We start from the raw sequence: 16512 nt of genomic DNA, 5'->3' as shown, positions 1-16512 counted from the left end.
CATCAGACAACAACTCAAATCGCGACATCCCTCAAGCCTCAGGCACAACACCCGAAACCTTTGTCAGACACGCCCTAGTCGAGGTGTTCGCGCAGGAAGGCGATGTCGTCCTTGCGGCCCTCGTCGGCGGTTTCGCAGATCACCGGCGCATCGGCCGCCTTGACGACCGCGACGAGCAGCTGCGGGTCGATCTGACCGGTGCCGAAGTTGGCGTGCCGGTCGGCGCCGGACCCAGCGGCGTCACGCGAGTCGTTGCAGTGCACCAGGTCGATGCGACCGGTGATGGCCTTGATGCGGTCGACGGCGTCGATCAGCGCCTCACCGGCGGCCCAGGCGTGGCAGGTGTCCAGGCAGAACCCGATGCCCTTGTCCCCGATGTGGTCCCACAGCCGGGCGATGACGTCGAAGTGGCGGGCCATCGCGTGATCGCCGCCCGCGGTGTTCTCCAGGTACACCGGCACATCGGTCTCGAGGTAGTCGAGCGCCTTGACCCAGCGTTCGAAGCCGGCTTCCCAGTCCTTGTCGTCGGCGTGCCCACCGTGGACGATGACCGCCGTCGCGTTGATCTCGGAGGCCGCGTCGCAGGTGTCCTGCAGGATCTTGCGCGACGGGATACGCACCCGGTTGTTGGCCGACGCGACGTTGATCAGGTACGGCGCGTGCACGTACAGCGGGATGCTCGACGCCTTGAGCACGTCGGCGTCCTCGCGCGGCTTCGGCTTCTTCCAACTCTGCGGGTTGCCGAGGAAGAACTGCACGACCTCCGCACCGTCGGCCTGTGCCGCAGCGAGCGGATCGTCACCGTGGACATGAGAACCGATTAGCACGACGCCGAGTGTAGTGACCCCCACCGTCACGTCTGGGTGGCCAGCAGGAAGATCAAGTAGCCCACGTACGCGGTGACCATCGCGACGCCCTCGCTACGCGAGACGCGTCGCCCGGAGATGAAGATCGGGATGCAGACCAGCGCCACGATCAACATGATCGGCAGGTCGATCGTCACCAGGCTGGACGGCAGCGTCAGACCCTGTGCCGGCACCAGGCAGGTCACGCCCAGTATGAGCAGGATGTTGTAGATACTGCTGCCGATCAGGTTGCCGATCGCGATGTCCCGGTCACCGCGGATCGTGGAGATCATGGTGGTCACCAGCTCCGGTGCCGACGTGCCGATCGCGACGACCGTCAAGCCGATCAGCGCGTCGGAGACGCCGAACTGACGGGCCATGCCGACCGCCCCGTCGACAAGCCAGTCGGCTCCCAGCACCACAACGGCGATGCCGCCCAACGTCATCGCGACACTGGTCGAGGTGGGACGACGCTTTATCGCCACGGCGCCGACCTCCTCGGTCGCGTACTCGGCGGCCAGCTCGGCCGCGAATTCAACAGCGACAGCGTGGGATTCGCGCCGGGCCGACCAGATCACCGCGGCGGTGTAGAGAAATGCGCAGACGACCAGAATGGCGCCGTCGACACGCGTAAGAACGCCGTCCGCGGCCAACACCCACATCAGCAACGCCGCCACGGCCATGATCGGCAGCTCGAATCGAATGGTTCGCGACTGCAACGTCAACGGCACCAGCGCGGCGCTGAGGCCGAGGATGAGCAGCACGTTGACGACGTTGGTGCCGGCAATGTTGCCGACCGCCAGCGCGCCGCTGCCCTCCCTCGCCGCGACCACACCGACTGCCAGTTCCGGCATGCTGGTCCCGATCGAGACCACCGTCAGCCCGATGACGATCGGACTTATGCCCAGTCGCACCGCGACTTCGGCCCCGCCGCGGACCATCACCTCCGCGCCGACGATCAACGCGCCCAGCCCGAACAGGAACCACGCGGTGTTCGCCAGCATCAGATCCTCACCGCCCAGTGTGGGCTCGTGTCACGGACAACCCGCGCAGGACGTGCGGGTAACCCACGTTCGGCGCAATCCTCGGGCACGAAAAAGCCCCCGGGTCGAAACCCGGAGGCCTTTCCGTTGACTGCTAGCGGTAATCGCTGTAGCCGTAGTCGTCCAACGGCACCGCGGCACCGGTGGCCTGGCCGAAGTCCGGGCTGTAGTACTGATCCTCGTAGGACGGAATCGTGTACGCCGCAGCGCGGGCTTCTTCGGTCGGCTGAACCTGGATGTTGCGGTAGCGGTTGATACCGGTACCGGCCGGGATCAGCTTGCCGATGATCACGTTCTCCTTCAGACCCTGCAGCTTGTCGCTGCGGCAGTTGATCGCCGCATCGGTGAGCACGCGGGTGGTCTCCTGGAACGACGCCGCCGACAGCCACGAATCGGTGGCCAGCGACGCCTTCGTGATACCCATCAGCACCGGACGACCGGCCGCGGGCTCGCCGCCCTCGGCGACAACCCGACGGTTCTCGGTCTCGAACTCGCCACGCTCGGTCAGCGAACCGGGCAGGAACTCCGTCGAGCCCGAGTCGATGATCGTGACGCGACGCAGCATCTGCCGGACGATGACCTCGATGTGCTTGTCGTGGATCGACACACCCTGAGCGCGGTAGACCTCCTGAACCTCCTTGACGAGGTGGATCTGCACCTCGCGGGGGCCCTGGACACGCAGCACCTCGTGCGGGTCGGCAGCACCCTCCATCAGCTGCTGGCCCACCTCGACGTGGTCGCCGTCGGCGAGCAGCCGCTCGGTGCCGTCGTCGTGCTTGAACACCTTCAGGCGCTGACGACGAGAGAGCTTGTCGTACACCACTTCTTCGCCACCATCGTCGGGAACGATGGTGATCTTGTAGAAGCGCTCACCCTCCTCGAGGCGCACCCGGCCGGTGACGTCGGCGATCGGCGCCTTGTTCCGCGGGATACGGGCCTCGAACAGCTCCTGCACGCGGGGCAGACCACCGGTGATGTCCTCACCCACGCCGCCCTGGTGGAACGTGCGCATGGTCAGCTGCGTGCCGGGCTCGCCGATGGACTGTGCGGCGACGATGCCGACGGCCTCGCCGATGTCGACGAGCTTGCCCGTCGCCATCGAGCGGCCGTAGCACATCGCGCACACGCCGGTGCCCGTGGCGCAGGTCAGCACCGAGCGGACCTTCACCTCGGTGATGCCCGCGGCCAACAGCGCCTCGATCGCCGGGTCGCCCAGGTCGTGGCCGCGCTCGACGATCACGTTGCCCTTGGCGTCGACGGCGTCGGTGGCCAGCGTTCGCGCGTAGGCCGACGTCTCGATGTGCTGATCGCGCACCAAGGTCGCGTCCTTGCCGGTGCCCTGCAGTTCGGCCAGCGTGACGGTGATGCCGCGCTCGGTCTCGCAGTCCGTCTCGCGAACGATGACGTCCTGCGAAACGTCGACCAGACGGCGGGTCAGGTAACCCGAGTCGGCCGTACGAAGAGCGGTGTCCGCCAGACCCTTTCGGGCGCCGTGGGTGTTGATGAAGTACTCCAGCACCGTCAGGCCCTCGCGGAACGAGGACTTGATCGGCCGCGGGATGAACTCACCCTTCGGGTTGGTCACCAGACCCTTCATGCCGGCCAGTGTCCTGGTCTGCGTGAAGTTACCCGTGGCACCCGAGTCGACGATCGTGATGATCGGGTTGTCCTTCGGGTAGTGCGCCCGCAGCGCCTCGCCGACCTCTTCGGTGGCGTCCTGCCAGATCTTGACCAGCGCGTCGTTGCGCTCGTCGTGGTTGAGAGCACCGCGCTGGTACTTCTTCTCGATCTGGTCGGCTTCCTTCTCGTAGCGGTCCAGGATCTCCTGCTTCTGCGGCGGCACGAGCACATCGGCCATCGACACGGTGACACCCGACCGGGTGGCCCAGTAAAAGCCGGCGTCCTTGAGCTTGTCGACGGTCTGCGCGACCACGATCATCGGGTAGCGCTCGGCGAGATCGTTGACGATCCGCGCCTGGACCTTCTTGTGCATCTGCTCGTTGACGAACGGATAGCCGTGCGGCAGAAGCTCGTTGAACATCACCCGACCCAGAGTGGTCTCCGCGGTCCAGGCGTCACCGGGCTTCCAGCCTTCCGGGAACAGCTCGGCTTCCAGATCGGCCGACGGACGCAGCTGCGTCAGCCGCACGCGGATCTTCGCCCGCACCGACAGCGCACCGCGGTCCATCGCCATGATCGCCTCGGCGGGCGAGCTGTACACACCCGTCTCGGGCTGATCCTTGGCGGACGGCATGTACTCGCCGGTGTCGCCCTCGATCATCGTCGTCAGGTAGTACAGGCCGGTCACCATGTCCAGACGCGGCATGGCCAACGGTCGACCCGACGCCGGGGACAGGATGTTGTTCGACGACAGCATCAGGATGCGTGCCTCGGCCTGCGCCTCCGCCGACAGCGGAAGGTGCACGGCCATCTGGTCACCGTCGAAGTCGGCGTTGAACGCCTCGCAGACCAGCGGATGCAGCTGAATCGCCTTGCCCTCCACCAGCTGCGGCTCGAAGGCCTGGATACCGAGGCGGTGCAGTGTCGGTGCGCGGTTCAGCAGCACCGGGTGTTCGGCGATGACCTCTTCGAGCACGTCCCACACCTGCGGACGCTGACGCTCGACCATCCGCTTGGCGCTCTTGATGTTCTGCGCGTGGTTGAGATCCACCAGACGCTTCATCACGAACGGCTTGAACAGCTCGAGCGCCATCAGCTTGGGCAGGCCGCACTGGTGCAGCTTGAGCTGCGGGCCGACCACGATGACCGAACGGCCGGAGTAGTCGACACGCTTACCGAGCAGGTTCTGACGGAACCGACCCTGCTTGCCCTTCAACAGATCCGACAGCGACTTCAGCGGACGGTTGCCCGGTCCGGTGACCGGACGACCGCGGCGGCCGTTGTCGAACAGCGCGTCCACCGACTCCTGAAGCATGCGCTTCTCGTTGTTGACGATGATCTCGGGCGCGCCGAGATCGATCAGCCTCTTGAGCCGGTTGTTGCGGTTGATCACGCGGCGGTACAGATCGTTGAGGTCCGACGTGGCGAACCGGCCACCGTCGAGCTGCACCATCGGGCGCAACTCCGGCGGGATCACCGGAACCGCGTCGAGCACCATGCCCATCGGCGAGTTGGAAGACTGCTGGAACGCCGCGACCACCTTGAGCCGCTTCAGTGCGCGAAGCTTCTTCTGCCCCTTGCCACTTCGGATGACCTCGCGCAGCTCCTCGGCCTCGGCCTCGATGTCGAAGTTCTCGATGAGCTTCTTGATGGCCTCGGCACCCATCGCACCGGTGAAGTACTCGCCGTAGCGGTCCTGCAGTTCCCGGTAGAGCACCTCGTCGACGACGAGCTGCTTGGGTGCCAGCTTGGTGAAGGTGTTCCAGATCTCCTCGAGCCGGTCCAGCTCGCGCTGGGCCCGGTCGCGGATCTGGCGCATCTCGCGCTCGCCACCGTCGCGCACCTTGCGGCGCACGTCGCTCTTGGCGCCTTCCTTCTCCAGCTCGGCCAGGTCGGCCTCGAGCTTCTGGGACCGCTCGGCCAGATCGAGATCGCGCTGATCCTCGACGGCCTTGCGCTCCACGGCCATCTCGGCTTCGAGCGTCGACAGCTCGTTGTGGCGCATCTCGTCGTCGACGGCGGTGATCACGTAGGCGGCGAAGTAGATGATCTTCTCGAGATCCTTCGGCGCCAGATCGAGCAGATAGCCCAGGCGCGAGGGCACACCCTTGAAGTACCAGATGTGCGTGACGGGCGCGGCCAGCTCGATGTGACCCATCCGCTCACGGCGCACCTTGGCGCGAGTCACCTCGACGCCGCAGCGCTCACAGATGATGCCCTTGAAGCGGACGCGCTTGTACTTGCCGCAGTAGCACTCCCAGTCGCGAGTCGGTCCGAAGATCTTCTCGCAGAACAGGCCGTCCTTCTCCGGCTTCAGCGTGCGGTAGTTGATGGTCTCCGGCTTCTTGACCTCGCCGTAGGACCACTGACGGATGTCGTCAGCGGTGGCCAGACCGATGCGGAGCTCATCGAAGAAGTTGACGTCTAGCACGTAACTCCCTTTCCCCTTTCGGGATTAGTAACAAATTCCTACAAGGCCAGATCTACGCAAGATCTTCAACAGAGGCAGATTCGTTGCGCGACAAGTTGATTCCCAGGTTCGCCGCGGCGCGCTCCAGGTCCTCGTCGTCGCCGTCGCGCATTTCGATCGCGGCGCCGTCACTCGACAGCACCTCGACGTTGAGGCACAGCGACTGCAGTTCCTTGAGCAACACCTTGAACGACTCGGGGATGCCCGGCTCGGGGATGTTCTCGCCCTTGACGATCGCCTCGTACACCTTGACCCGGCCGACGGTGTCGTCGGACTTGATGGTCAACAACTCCTGCAGCGTGTACGCCGCGCCGTAGGCCTGCATGGCCCAACATTCCATCTCACCGAACCGCTGGCCACCGAACTGCGCCTTACCGCCCAGCGGCTGCTGGGTGATCATCGAGTACGGGCCGGTGGAGCGAGCGTGGATCTTGTCGTCCACCAGGTGGTGCAGCTTGAGGATGTACATGTAGCCCACCGTCACCGGATACGGGAACGGCTCGCCACTGCGACCGTCGAACAGCATCGCCTTGCCGTCCTCGTCGACGAGCGTCTCGCCGTCGCGGTTGGGCAGCGTCGACCCGAGCAGACCCTGCAGCTCCGCCTCGCGGGCACCGTCGAACACCGGTGTCGAGACGATGCTTCCCGGCTCGGCTTCGAGCAGCTCCTTGGGCAACGCGCTCGCCCAGTCGGGCGAACCGTTGATCTTCCAACCGCTCTTGGCCACCCACCCGAGGTGGGTCTCCAAGATCTGACCGATGTTCATACGACGCGGCACACCGTGGGTGTTCAGGATGATGTCCACCGGCGTGCCGTCGGGCAGGAACGGCATGTCCTCGACGGGCAGGATCCTGCCGATGACACCCTTGTTGCCGTGGCGTCCGGCCAGCTTGTCGCCGTCGGAGATCTTGCGCTTCTGCGCGACGTAGACGCGGACCAACTCGTTGACGCCGGCGGGCAGCTCGTCATCGTCCTCGCGGGAGAACACGCGGATGCCGATGACCTTGCCCGACTCACCGTGCGGGACCTTCAGCGACGTGTCGCGGACCTCGCGCGCCTTTTCACCGAAGATCGCACGCAGCAGCCGCTCCTCCGGGGTCAGCTCGGTCTCACCCTTCGGGGTGACCTTGCCGACCAGGATGTCGCCGTCGCGGACCTCGGCGCCGATGCGGACGATGCCGCGCTCGTCGAGGTCGGCCAGCACCTCGTCGGAGACGTTCGGGATGTCCCGGGTGATCTCCTCGGCGCCCAGCTTGGTGTCGCGGGCGTCGATCTCGTGCTCCTCGATGTGGATCGAGGTCAGCACGTCCTCTTCGACCAGGCGGTTGGAGAGGATGATCGCGTCCTCGTAGTTGTGACCCTCCCACGGCATGATCGCCACGAGCAGGTTCTTGCCCAGCGCCATCTCACCGTTCTCGGTGCACGGCCCGTCGGCGATGACCTGGCCCGCCTCGACCCGCTGGCCGGCGTCGACGATCGGACGCTGGTTGGCGCAGGTGCCGTGATTCGAGCGCGCGAACTTGCGCATCCGGTACGTGTGCCGGGTGCCGTCGTCGGCCATCACCGTGACGTAGTCGGCCGAGACCTCCTCGATCACGCCGGCCTTGTCGGCGACGACGACGTCACCGGCGTCGATCGCGGCGCGCAACTCCATACCGGTGCCGACCAGCGGCGCCTCGCTGCGCACCAGCGGAACCGCCTGGCGCTGCATGTTGGCACCCATCAGGGCGCGGTTGGCGTCGTCGTGCTCGAGGAACGGGATCATGGCCGTCGCGACCGACACCATCTGGCGCGGCGAGACATCCATGTAGTCCACCTCGCTGGACGAGATCTGCTCGACCTCGCCGCCCTTGCGGCGGACCAGGACGCGCTCCTCGACGAAGCGGCCGTTCTCGTCAATCGGCGAGTTGGCCTGCGCCACAACGTGGCGGTCCTCCTCGTCGGCGGTCAGGTACTCGATGTCATCGGTGACAACACCGTCTTTGACCTTGCGGTACGGCGTCTCGATGAAGCCGAACGGATTGACCCGCGCATACACCGACAGCGAGCCGATCAGGCCGATGTTCGGTCCCTCCGGCGTCTCGATCGGGCACATGCGGCCGTAGTGCGACGCGTGCACGTCGCGCACCTCGAGGCCGGCACGCTCACGGGACAGACCGCCGGGTCCGAGCGCCGACAGGCGGCGCTTGTGGGTCAGACCCGACAGCGGGTTGTTCTGATCCATGAACTGCGACAGCTGGCTGGTGCCGAAGAACTCCTTGATCGCCGCCACGACCGGACGGATGTTGATCAGGGTCTGCGGCGTGATCGCCTCGACGTCCTGAGTGGTCATGCGCTCGCGCACGACGCGCTCCATGCGCGACAGGCCGACCCGGATCTGATTCTGGATCAGCTCGCCGACGGTGCGCAGACGACGGTTGCCGAAGTGGTCGATGTCGTCGACCTCGACGGGGACCTCGACACCACCCGGGACGGTCATCGTCTTGTCGCCCTGATGCAGCCGCACCAGGTACTCGATGGTGGCGACGACGTCCTCTTCGGTCAGCGTGGTCGACGTGGTCTGCGCCGGGTTCTCGGTGATGCCCAGCTTCTTGTTGACCTTGTAGCGGCCGACGCGGGCCAGGTCGTAGCGCTTCTCCTTGAAGAACAGGTTCTCCAGCAGGGTCTGCGCGGACTCCTTGGTCGGCGGCTCGCCCGGGCGCAGCTTGCGGTAGATGTCCAGCAGCGCCTCGTCGGTGCCCGCGGTGTTGTCCTTCTCGAGCGTGCTCATCATGATCTCGGAGAAGCCGAAGCGCTCGGTGATCTGCTCGTTGGTCCACCCGAGCGCCTTGAGCAGCACGGTGACCGGCTGACGGCGCTTGCGGTCGATGCGCACGCCGACGGTGTCGCGCTTGTCGACGTCGAACTCCAGCCACGCGCCGCGGCCGGGGATCACCTTGACGCTGTGCAGCGTCTTCTCGGTGGACTTGTCGATGCTCTCGTCGAAGTAGACGCCCGGCGAGCGGACCAGCTGGCTCACCACGACACGCTCGGTGCCGTTGATGATGAACGTGCCCTTCTCGGTCATCATCGGGAAGTCGCCCATGAAGACCGTCTGGCTCTTGATCTCACCGGTGTTGTTGTTGATGAACTCGGCGGTGACGAACAGCGGCGCCGCGTACGTCATGTCCTTGTCTTTGCACTCGTCGACGGGCGCCTTGACCTCGTCGAAGCGCGGATCGGAGAAGGAAAGCGACATCGAGCCGGAGAAGTCCTCGATCGGGCTCAGCTCGGAGAGCACCTCTTCGAGGCCACCGACGGGGTTCTCCTCGCCGCGCTCCTTGGCCTTTTCACGCCAGGCCTCGGACCCGATCAGCCATTCGAAGGACTCGGTTTGAACATCAAGTAGCCCGGGAACCTCGAGGGGCTCACGGAGCTTTGCAAAGGAAATTCGGTTTGGTGCTCCTGGGACGGAGTTTTTAGTAGCTTCTGCTGTCTTGCTTGGGCGGGACCCTGCCAAGATGCATCCTTCCAGCACCTCATGCGACTATCGTCCCGGTAGACCACCGGTCCGTTTCGCCGCGATATCTGCGTCGGTTCGGCTGGCCACTCACGACCACGAACTTCCCGGACGCACGGCACGCGACTAGATCACTGAGCTGGGCTCAGGCTAGGACATCGGTGTCAGGTGCGGGTTTAGGTGGGCAGGATGCAGCCAGCGCAACGTCCAACAGTACCGCAGGACGGCGTATTCCTCAACATCCGCGAAACATCCACAACCCAACCGCATGTATGGCACGCATCGGGGCGCTGGCTGGCGACTCGATCCTTCTCATCCGTCCATACATTGCTGCAGAACAGATTGGCCCCTCGGCGGCTTCCCGTCAAGAGATAACACGGGTTGTTGTGGAGTTTTGCGCTCAGGCCGCGATCGTGTTGCTGCACTGCCCGGCCCCGGCCGGCCCGACCGATTGGCGGACGCAGACCGGATCCAAGGTGAACAAGCCGTCGGCCAACGACATGAACGGCTTGAGGAAGTTCAGCAGGAACGGCTTGGTCAGCGTGTTGGGCAGCGCGACGACTGTGGCCTTGCCCGCCGGGGTGTCGAAGCTGTACTGCTCGCCGCGCTCCAGGTAGATGCCGTTGGTCTGCTCACCGGCGAACATGTCGTTGACCCAGCCGACCATCAGCATCTGCGCCGCGGCGGCGTTCTCGGGCCGCGAGAAGCCGGCGACCAGCTCCTGGGCGAACTGGATGAGCGGATTGCCGCCCCTCATGGCGTCGACGTGCGAGCCGTTGACCAACGTCACGCCGATGAACCCCGTCGGCCGCGCGGCCGCCAGCGCGTCGAGACCGGAACCGAAGTTGTTCCACATGTAGACCGGCGCGGCGAGCTGATAGATCGGGATGTCGAGGGGCACCTTTCTCAGCGATTCGGTCATCCGGGACGGACCGCCCAGGGCCACGCCGTCGAGCAGGACCACCCCGGCCAGCCTCTCGATGCGCTCGTCGTCGGCCATGTAGCCGGCCATGCCGGACACCGCGCCGCCACCGAGCGAATGACCCATCAGCACGACGCGCTCCGGGATCGGGCCGTAGTAGCCAGCCGCTTCTGCGCTTTCCTTCAACGCGGAGTTCTCGTCGAGGAACAGTCCCGCCATCGCCTCGTGCATCGGCGCACCTCCGAGCCAGCAACCGTCGAGGGCGAAGAAATTCGAGCTGATCGACGGCGCGACCACGATGCTGTTGGTGCGTTCTGCCAATGCGGCGGCGGTGTGGCTGTACCACGGGGCGCTGGCGAGGAAGCCGTGTTGCAGATAGATCAGCCGGTCCGGGGGCACACCATCCTGCGTCTCGGGGATGTACCAGTCCGCGGGCACTTCCTTGCCTTCACCTTCCGCGCACGCGCAATCGATGCGGAGCGTCGAGGAGCGCACGGTGACGGTGCTGTTGGGCGGCAGCATCGGCGGACCGCCCAGGAGTCGGGTCGCGACGGCATAGAGGTCGAACACGATCGTGCCGATCATGCGCAGAATGATGGGGATCTGGGGCGCCGTCGCGGTGGTCGCCGCCGGTGGTGCCGACGCGAAGGCCACCGCCTGAACACCGAACTCCTCCGTGGTCTCGACCATGTCCGCGACCGGCTGTTCGAGGTCCACCACCGTCCGTCCTTCGGTGGCGGTCGGCCCGACCGCGTCGCCGGTCTCCATACCGATGGCGACCTTCTTCGCGGCATTGTCTGCTTCGGCACGCACGGTGGTGTCGTCGTTGTCCGATGTGACCGTGACGGCATTCGGCGAGACCACCGCCGCCTGAGCAGCCGCGCGATCACGGTCCGAGCGGGGTTTCCCGACGACCTCCTCGATCACCCCGGCGTCGATCGCGGGGGCCTCGGTCACGGCGTCATCGATGACTTGGGTATCCCCGGCCTCGACGTCCTTCGGCTCGATGTCCTTTGCCTCGTCGACGCCTATTGCGGCGTCCTCATCTATTGGCCCCTGGGACTCCTCGGGGTTCGAAGCGCGTCGTTTCCGGTCATCGCTGCGGCCTGCTGAACCGGTGGCGGCGGAACCCTCGGCTTCCTTCGCCTCGTCGGGGGTCTTCGCGCCGACGCGGGTGCGCGGCGCGCCACCGGTCGTGCGGGTGGTGGTCGCGGTCGAGGCGCGGGCACCGGCCGCGGCCGGTGACTCGCTACCGATCGAATCCTTGGCGCTGTCAGTGGTTTTCGACGACCCGGAGGAAGTCGTCCCGCCGGCATCTGAAGTTGAGCCGTCATCGGCGACCGCCGCACCCGCTCCGGCGAGCAGTGCCGCCGACAATCCCGCGGTGACGACACCCGCTCTCAACCACATCAGGAACCGGTCGGCCATGACTTCTCCCGCTCGACGACGGGAGAAAGATAACGGGTTTGCTGGCCGCGAATCGGCCTTATGCGAAAGTTTGCGCGTGCTCAGGTTGCACGGCTGTCGACGCGACCCGCTCCACGCGCACCGGGACACCGGTCAACCGGGCCATCCCGGCCAGGCTCTCGATGTCGGCCGGATCGCTGGACATCAATCGGTTGACGTTGGCGCCGCATGCGTCGTTGGCAAGACGCCATCCGGCCGTGCCCTTGTGTCCCCAACCGTGCGGCACCGCGATCACTCCGGCCACGATGTCCTTGGTGACGATGACCGGCAGCTCGATCTGGCCGTGTGGTGAGGTGATCCGCACGGTGTCGCCGTCGACGATGTCGGCGGCGGCCGCGTCGTCGACGTGCATGCGCGCTCGGTGCGAACGCTCACCGCGCATCAGCAGCGGCGAGTTGTGCATCCACGAGTTCTCCGAGCGTGTTTCGCGCATGCCGATCAGCCGCATGGGATAGCCGTCGGCCATGCGGCGCCGCGACAGCTTGTCGACTTCGCCTGCGATCTCGTCGTGGCGCAGACGCACCCGGCGACCGCGGTAGACGACGACGTCGCGGAGCACGCCGGCCCGCAGATGGTCGGCGAGCACGGTGCCGTGCGGATGGTTCGCGGTGAGTTTGGAGAAACTGAGGCCCCGCCGCAGGCCGAACCGGTCGCCGCCCGCCGCCAACCGGATCACGGCATCAACGAGCATCCGCGGACTGAGCCGAACCCCGAACGCCGACAACACCTTTCGCGCGCCGGCAAGCATCGCCAGGCCGGGCGTCGACCGCCACATCCTGGCGGTGAGCTCGTCGACGATCTCCCACTCAGGGCGGGCCTGCCCGACCGGCGCGACGACGGCCTCGGTGGCCTGGCGGAACGGCGTGGGTTGCAGCGTCTGGAACGGCAGCGGAAAGTCGTCACGCTCGTACATCGACGTCGCGGGCAGCACGTAGTCACAGTGCGCCAGCGTCTCGTTGAGATAGAGGTCGATACCGACCATCAGCTCCAGGGAGTTCAGCGCGCTCTCGAGTTCGTCCCCGTTGGGCACGGAAAGCACCGGGTTGCCCGCGCCGACGAACAGCGCCCTGACCTGCCCGCGTCCCGGCGTGGTGATCTCCTTGGCCATGACGCCCGCGGGTTCGGAACCCAGGACGGAGGGGAACCCCCCGATGCGTGACCGTTTGCGCGTGTAGAGGGCGCGCAGCAGTGCACCGCCGACCTTGTTGAACCACCGCTCCCCCGGCACGCCCAGCCGCCCGAACATGCTGCCGCCGGGCACGTCGAGATTGCCGGCCACCAGATTGACGGCGTCCAGCAGGTACGTCGTCAGCGTTCCGTTCTCGCCGACGCTGGTGCCGACACGGCCGTACACCGCGGCCCGTTCGGTGCCGGCCAGGTCGCGGGCCAGCGCGCGGACGGTGTCGGGGGCGATCCCGGTGTGCGGCTGGGTGACCACCGGGCTGAACGGCGCGGCAAGCCGCTCGAGCCAATCGACGCCGTCGGCCTGCTCGGCGAGTCGTCGGCGGTCGGCCAGGTTCTCGCCGAACATCACCTGCAGCAGGGACAGCAGCAGGTAGGCGTCGCCGTCGGGAACGATGCCGAGCCACTCGAACTGTGCGGCGGTCTCGGTCCTGCGGGGGTCGATGACCAACACGCGGCCACCGCGCTTGACGATGTCGTGCATGCGGTCCCGAATCCGCGGCGCGGTCAGCACGCTGCCGTGCGAGACGACCGGGTTGGCGCCGATGACCACGAGGAAGTCGGTACGCAGCACATCGGGTACGGGCAGCGCGAGCGGCGACCCGTAGAGCAACTGACTGGCGACGAAGCGGTTGTTCACGTCCTGCGAGCCTGCGGTGAACACGTGCAGGCTACGGCCTGGGCCGCCGAGCAGACCGAGACCGAACCCGCCCATCAGCATGGTCAGGCTCAGCGTGTAGGAGTAGCTGAACGCGCCCGGGTTGCCGAAATACCAGCCGATCGCACCCGCACCGTGCCTGCGATGGATGTCGGTGAGCCGGGCGGCGATGTCGGACATCGCCTCATCCCAACTGACGGGTTCGAAGCCGCCGTCACTTCCGGCACACCGCCGCAGCGGCGTGGTGACCCGGTCGGGATCGTTGACGACTTCGGTGAAGGCGATGCCCTTCGGGCACGCGAATCCCGCCGAGACGGGATGAGCCTTGTCGGCGCGCAACTCGATCAGCCGGCCGTCTTCGACGGTCGCGATCATGCCGCACAGCGGCTCGCAGATCCGGCAGAACGTCGTCTTTTCGATACGAGGCGTCTTTTCGATACGAGGCGTCTGTTCCGCCCGAGCTTCTCGTTCACCAGCGGCGTGCCCGACGCCCACGCGTGCGGCTTACTGCTGCGCGCGCGGCATGGCGCCCGTCGGGGCGTCCTCCTCGGCCGTGCGGTGCCGGGCCGTGGCGCCGTCCGGGAAGGCGCTGCCACCCTGGTTGTTCGAACCTTCGAGGTCGGCACGGATGGCTTCCTGCGCCTTCGGCGGCAGCGTGTGCATGATCTCGCGCACCCGGGCCTGCCGCCGGTAGACGGCCTGGCGCTCCGGCATGCCGGGCGTCGCCTGGATCTGCGGCGGCACACCCTCGATCTCCTCGACGCCACCGTCGTGGTGACCGGCATCGATCATGGCCTGCTCTTCGGCCATCGTCGACTCGTCCTTCTCCTCGGACATACCGATCGGACCGATTCGGCGACCGTTCAGGAACTGCCGGACAACGGGCTCGTCACTGGTCAACAGCACTTCGCGCGGACCGAACATCACCAGGTGCTTGCGGAACAACATGCCCATGTTGTCGGGCACGGTGCGGGCGATGTTGATGTTGTGCGTCACGATGAGGATCGTGCAGTCGATCTGCGCGTTGATGTCGATCAGCAGCTGGCTCAGGTACGCGGTGCGAACCGGGTCCAGACCCGAGTCGGGCTCGTCGCAGAGGATGATCTGCGGATCGAGCACCAGGGAGCGGGCCAGGCCGGCGCGTTTGCGCATACCACCGGAGATCTCGCCGGGGAACTTGTTCTCGTCGCCGGCCAAACCGACCAGCTCGAGCTTCTCCATGACGATCTGACGGATCTCGCTTTCCTTCTTCTTGGTGTGCTCACGCAAGGGGAAGGCAGTGTTGTCGTAGAGGCTCATCGAACCGAACAGCGCACCGTCCTGGAACATCACGCCGAACAGCGTGCGAATCTCGTAGAGCTCCTTGGCGGTGCACTGGATCACGTCGGTGCCGTCGACGATGATTTTGCCGCGCTCCGGGCGCAGCAGACCGATCAGTGACTTCAAAAACACGGACTTGCCCGTACCGGAGGGGCCGAGCAGAACGCTCACCTCACCCGGCGGCAAGTCGAAAGTGACGTCCTCCCAGATTCGCTGGGGGCCGAAGGACTTGGTCAGTCCCTCAATCTGGATACCAATGCCCACGCGAGATCCTTCCGCCAATCATCGTCACACCACAGGCCTGCCGCTTGTGGCTTGAGTCACTGTAGCTTACCGCCGCTGACCACGACACGAGTCTGGGGTCGGATTGTGACCCATCGAGAAAACGACTGTGGGGCCGACCCGTTTGCTGGATCGACCCCACAGTGGTGGTATTGCCGGCGTGCCGGCGCGGTGTTACTTGATGGTGACCGTCGCGCCCGCGGCCTCGAGCTTGGCCTTGGCATCGTCGGCGGCAGCCTTGTCGACCTTCTCGAGCAGCGGCTTGGGAGCGCCGTCGACGAGGTCCTTGGCCTCCTTGAGGCCCAGGCCGGAGACGATCTCGCGGACAACCTTGATGACGCCGATCTTCTTGTCGCCGGCACCCTCGAGGATGACGTCGAACTCGGACTGCTCCTCGGCGGCCTCGGCGGGGGCGCCACCGGCGGCGGGGCCGGCAGCCGCGACAGCGACCGGGGCAGCGGCGGTGACCTCGAAGGTCTCCTCGAACTTCTTGACGAACTCGGAGAGCTCCAGCAGCGTCAGTTCCTTGAACGCGTCGAGCAGCTCGTCGGTGGACAGCTTGGCCATGTTTGGTCCTTTCCTTACTTACTTCTGGTTGCGATTTGTGGAGTGTCGCCGGCGGTCAGCGCCGGTGCGGCTCCACAAGTCACGGGGTGGTGGGTGCGCGGCTACGCCGCCTCTTCGGTGTCGGCCTTCTTCTCTTGCAGAGCGGCGGCCAGCCGGGCGACCTGCGACGCCGGAGCGTTGAACAGACCGGCGGCCTTGGACAGGTTCGCCTTCATAGCGCCGGCCATCTTGGCCAGCAGCACCTCGCGCGACTCCAGGTCGGCGATGCGCTCGACCTCGGACACGCTCAGCGGGCGGCCGTCCATGTAGCCGCCCTTGATGACGAGGGCCTTGTTGTCCTTGGCGAACTTCTTGATCGCCTTGGCGGCGTCGACGGCCTCGCCCTTGACGAACGCGATCGCGGTGGGACCGACGAACAACTCGTCGAGCCCCTCGATGCCCGCCTCGGCCGCGGCACGCTTGACCAGCGTGTTCTTGGCGACCGTGTAGGTGGCGGAATCACCGAGCGAACGGCGCAGGTCCTTGAGGTTGGCCACCGTCAGCCCGCGGTACTCGGTGACGAGCGTCGCCGATGCCTCCTTGAACTGCTCGGCGATGTCGGCAACCGCGGTGGCCTTGTCAGCCTTGGCCATGCATG

The 16512-nt window shown here is 66.1% G+C and carries 9 protein-coding genes; all 9 read right to left on the bottom strand.

Annotation, left to right across the window (positions count from 1 at the left end; translation table 11 throughout):
• Window positions 1–74: 74 nt before the first annotated feature.
• Entirely contained in the window at window positions 75–827 is a 753-nt protein-coding gene (locus AU193_RS03510) for a deoxyribonuclease IV (RefSeq protein ID WP_064420975.1), read from the bottom strand.
• A 26-nt stretch (window positions 828–853) separates the two neighbouring features.
• Complete coding sequence (locus tag AU193_RS03505) at window positions 854–1849, bottom strand: calcium/sodium antiporter (RefSeq protein WP_064420947.1); 996 nt, start codon at window positions 1847–1849, stop codon at window positions 854–856.
• A 133-nt stretch (window positions 1850–1982) separates the two neighbouring features.
• Window positions 1983–5939 (bottom strand): DNA-directed RNA polymerase subunit beta', encoded by a 3957-nt coding sequence (locus AU193_RS03500; RefSeq protein WP_064420946.1) that lies wholly within the window; start codon window positions 5937–5939, stop codon window positions 1983–1985.
• A gap of 52 nt (window positions 5940–5991) precedes the next feature.
• Window positions 5992–9477, bottom strand: coding sequence for a DNA-directed RNA polymerase subunit beta (locus AU193_RS03495; RefSeq protein ID WP_371259131.1), 3486 nt, complete (start codon window positions 9475–9477; stop codon window positions 5992–5994).
• A 400-nt stretch (window positions 9478–9877) separates the two neighbouring features.
• Window positions 9878–11827 carry an alpha/beta hydrolase gene (locus AU193_RS03490; protein WP_064420944.1) on the bottom strand — a complete coding sequence of 650 codons (1950 nt, stop codon included), beginning with the start codon at window positions 11825–11827 and terminating at the stop codon, window positions 9878–9880.
• Window positions 11828–11885: 58 nt separating this feature from the next.
• A complete protein-coding gene (locus AU193_RS03485; RefSeq protein WP_256364323.1) occupies window positions 11886–14126 on the bottom strand; it encodes a molybdopterin-dependent oxidoreductase in 2241 nt (746 codons plus the stop codon).
• Window positions 14127–14210: 84 nt separating this feature from the next.
• Window positions 14211–15290 carry an ABC transporter ATP-binding protein gene (locus tag AU193_RS03480; RefSeq protein ID WP_064420942.1) on the bottom strand — a complete coding sequence of 360 codons (1080 nt, stop codon included), beginning with the start codon at window positions 15288–15290 and terminating at the stop codon, window positions 14211–14213.
• 192 nt (window positions 15291–15482) lie between these two features.
• Complete coding sequence (rplL, locus tag AU193_RS03475; RefSeq protein WP_064420941.1) at window positions 15483–15875, bottom strand: 50S ribosomal protein L7/L12; 393 nt, start codon at window positions 15873–15875, stop codon at window positions 15483–15485.
• A gap of 101 nt (window positions 15876–15976) precedes the next feature.
• On the bottom strand, window positions 15977–16507 hold the full coding sequence (gene rplJ, locus AU193_RS03470) for a 50S ribosomal protein L10 (protein ID WP_064420940.1): 531 nt from the start codon (window positions 16505–16507) through the stop codon (window positions 15977–15979).
• Window positions 16508–16512 lie beyond the last annotated feature (5 nt).

The organism is Mycobacterium sp. GA-1285 (assembly GCF_001499905.1).
In the GTDB taxonomy this organism is placed as follows: Bacteria; Actinomycetota; Actinomycetes; order Mycobacteriales; family Mycobacteriaceae; genus Mycobacterium.
Note: the sequence above shows the minus strand (reverse complement) of the source record. Positions and strands in the feature narration are given on the sequence as shown.

Coding starts and splice junctions, on each gene's coding strand:
- rplL (WP_064420941.1), bottom strand. CDS start 15,875: ATGGCCAAGCTGTCCACCGACGAGCTGCTCGACGCGTTCAAGGAACTG.
- AU193_RS03505 (WP_064420947.1), bottom strand. CDS start 1,849: ATGCTGGCGAACACCGCGTGGTTCCTGTTCGGGCTGGGCGCGTTGATC.
- rplJ (WP_064420940.1), bottom strand. CDS start 16,507: ATGGCCAAGGCTGACAAGGCCACCGCGGTTGCCGACATCGCCGAGCAG.
- AU193_RS03490 (WP_064420944.1), bottom strand. CDS start 11,827: ATGGCCGACCGGTTCCTGATGTGGTTGAGAGCGGGTGTCGTCACCGCG.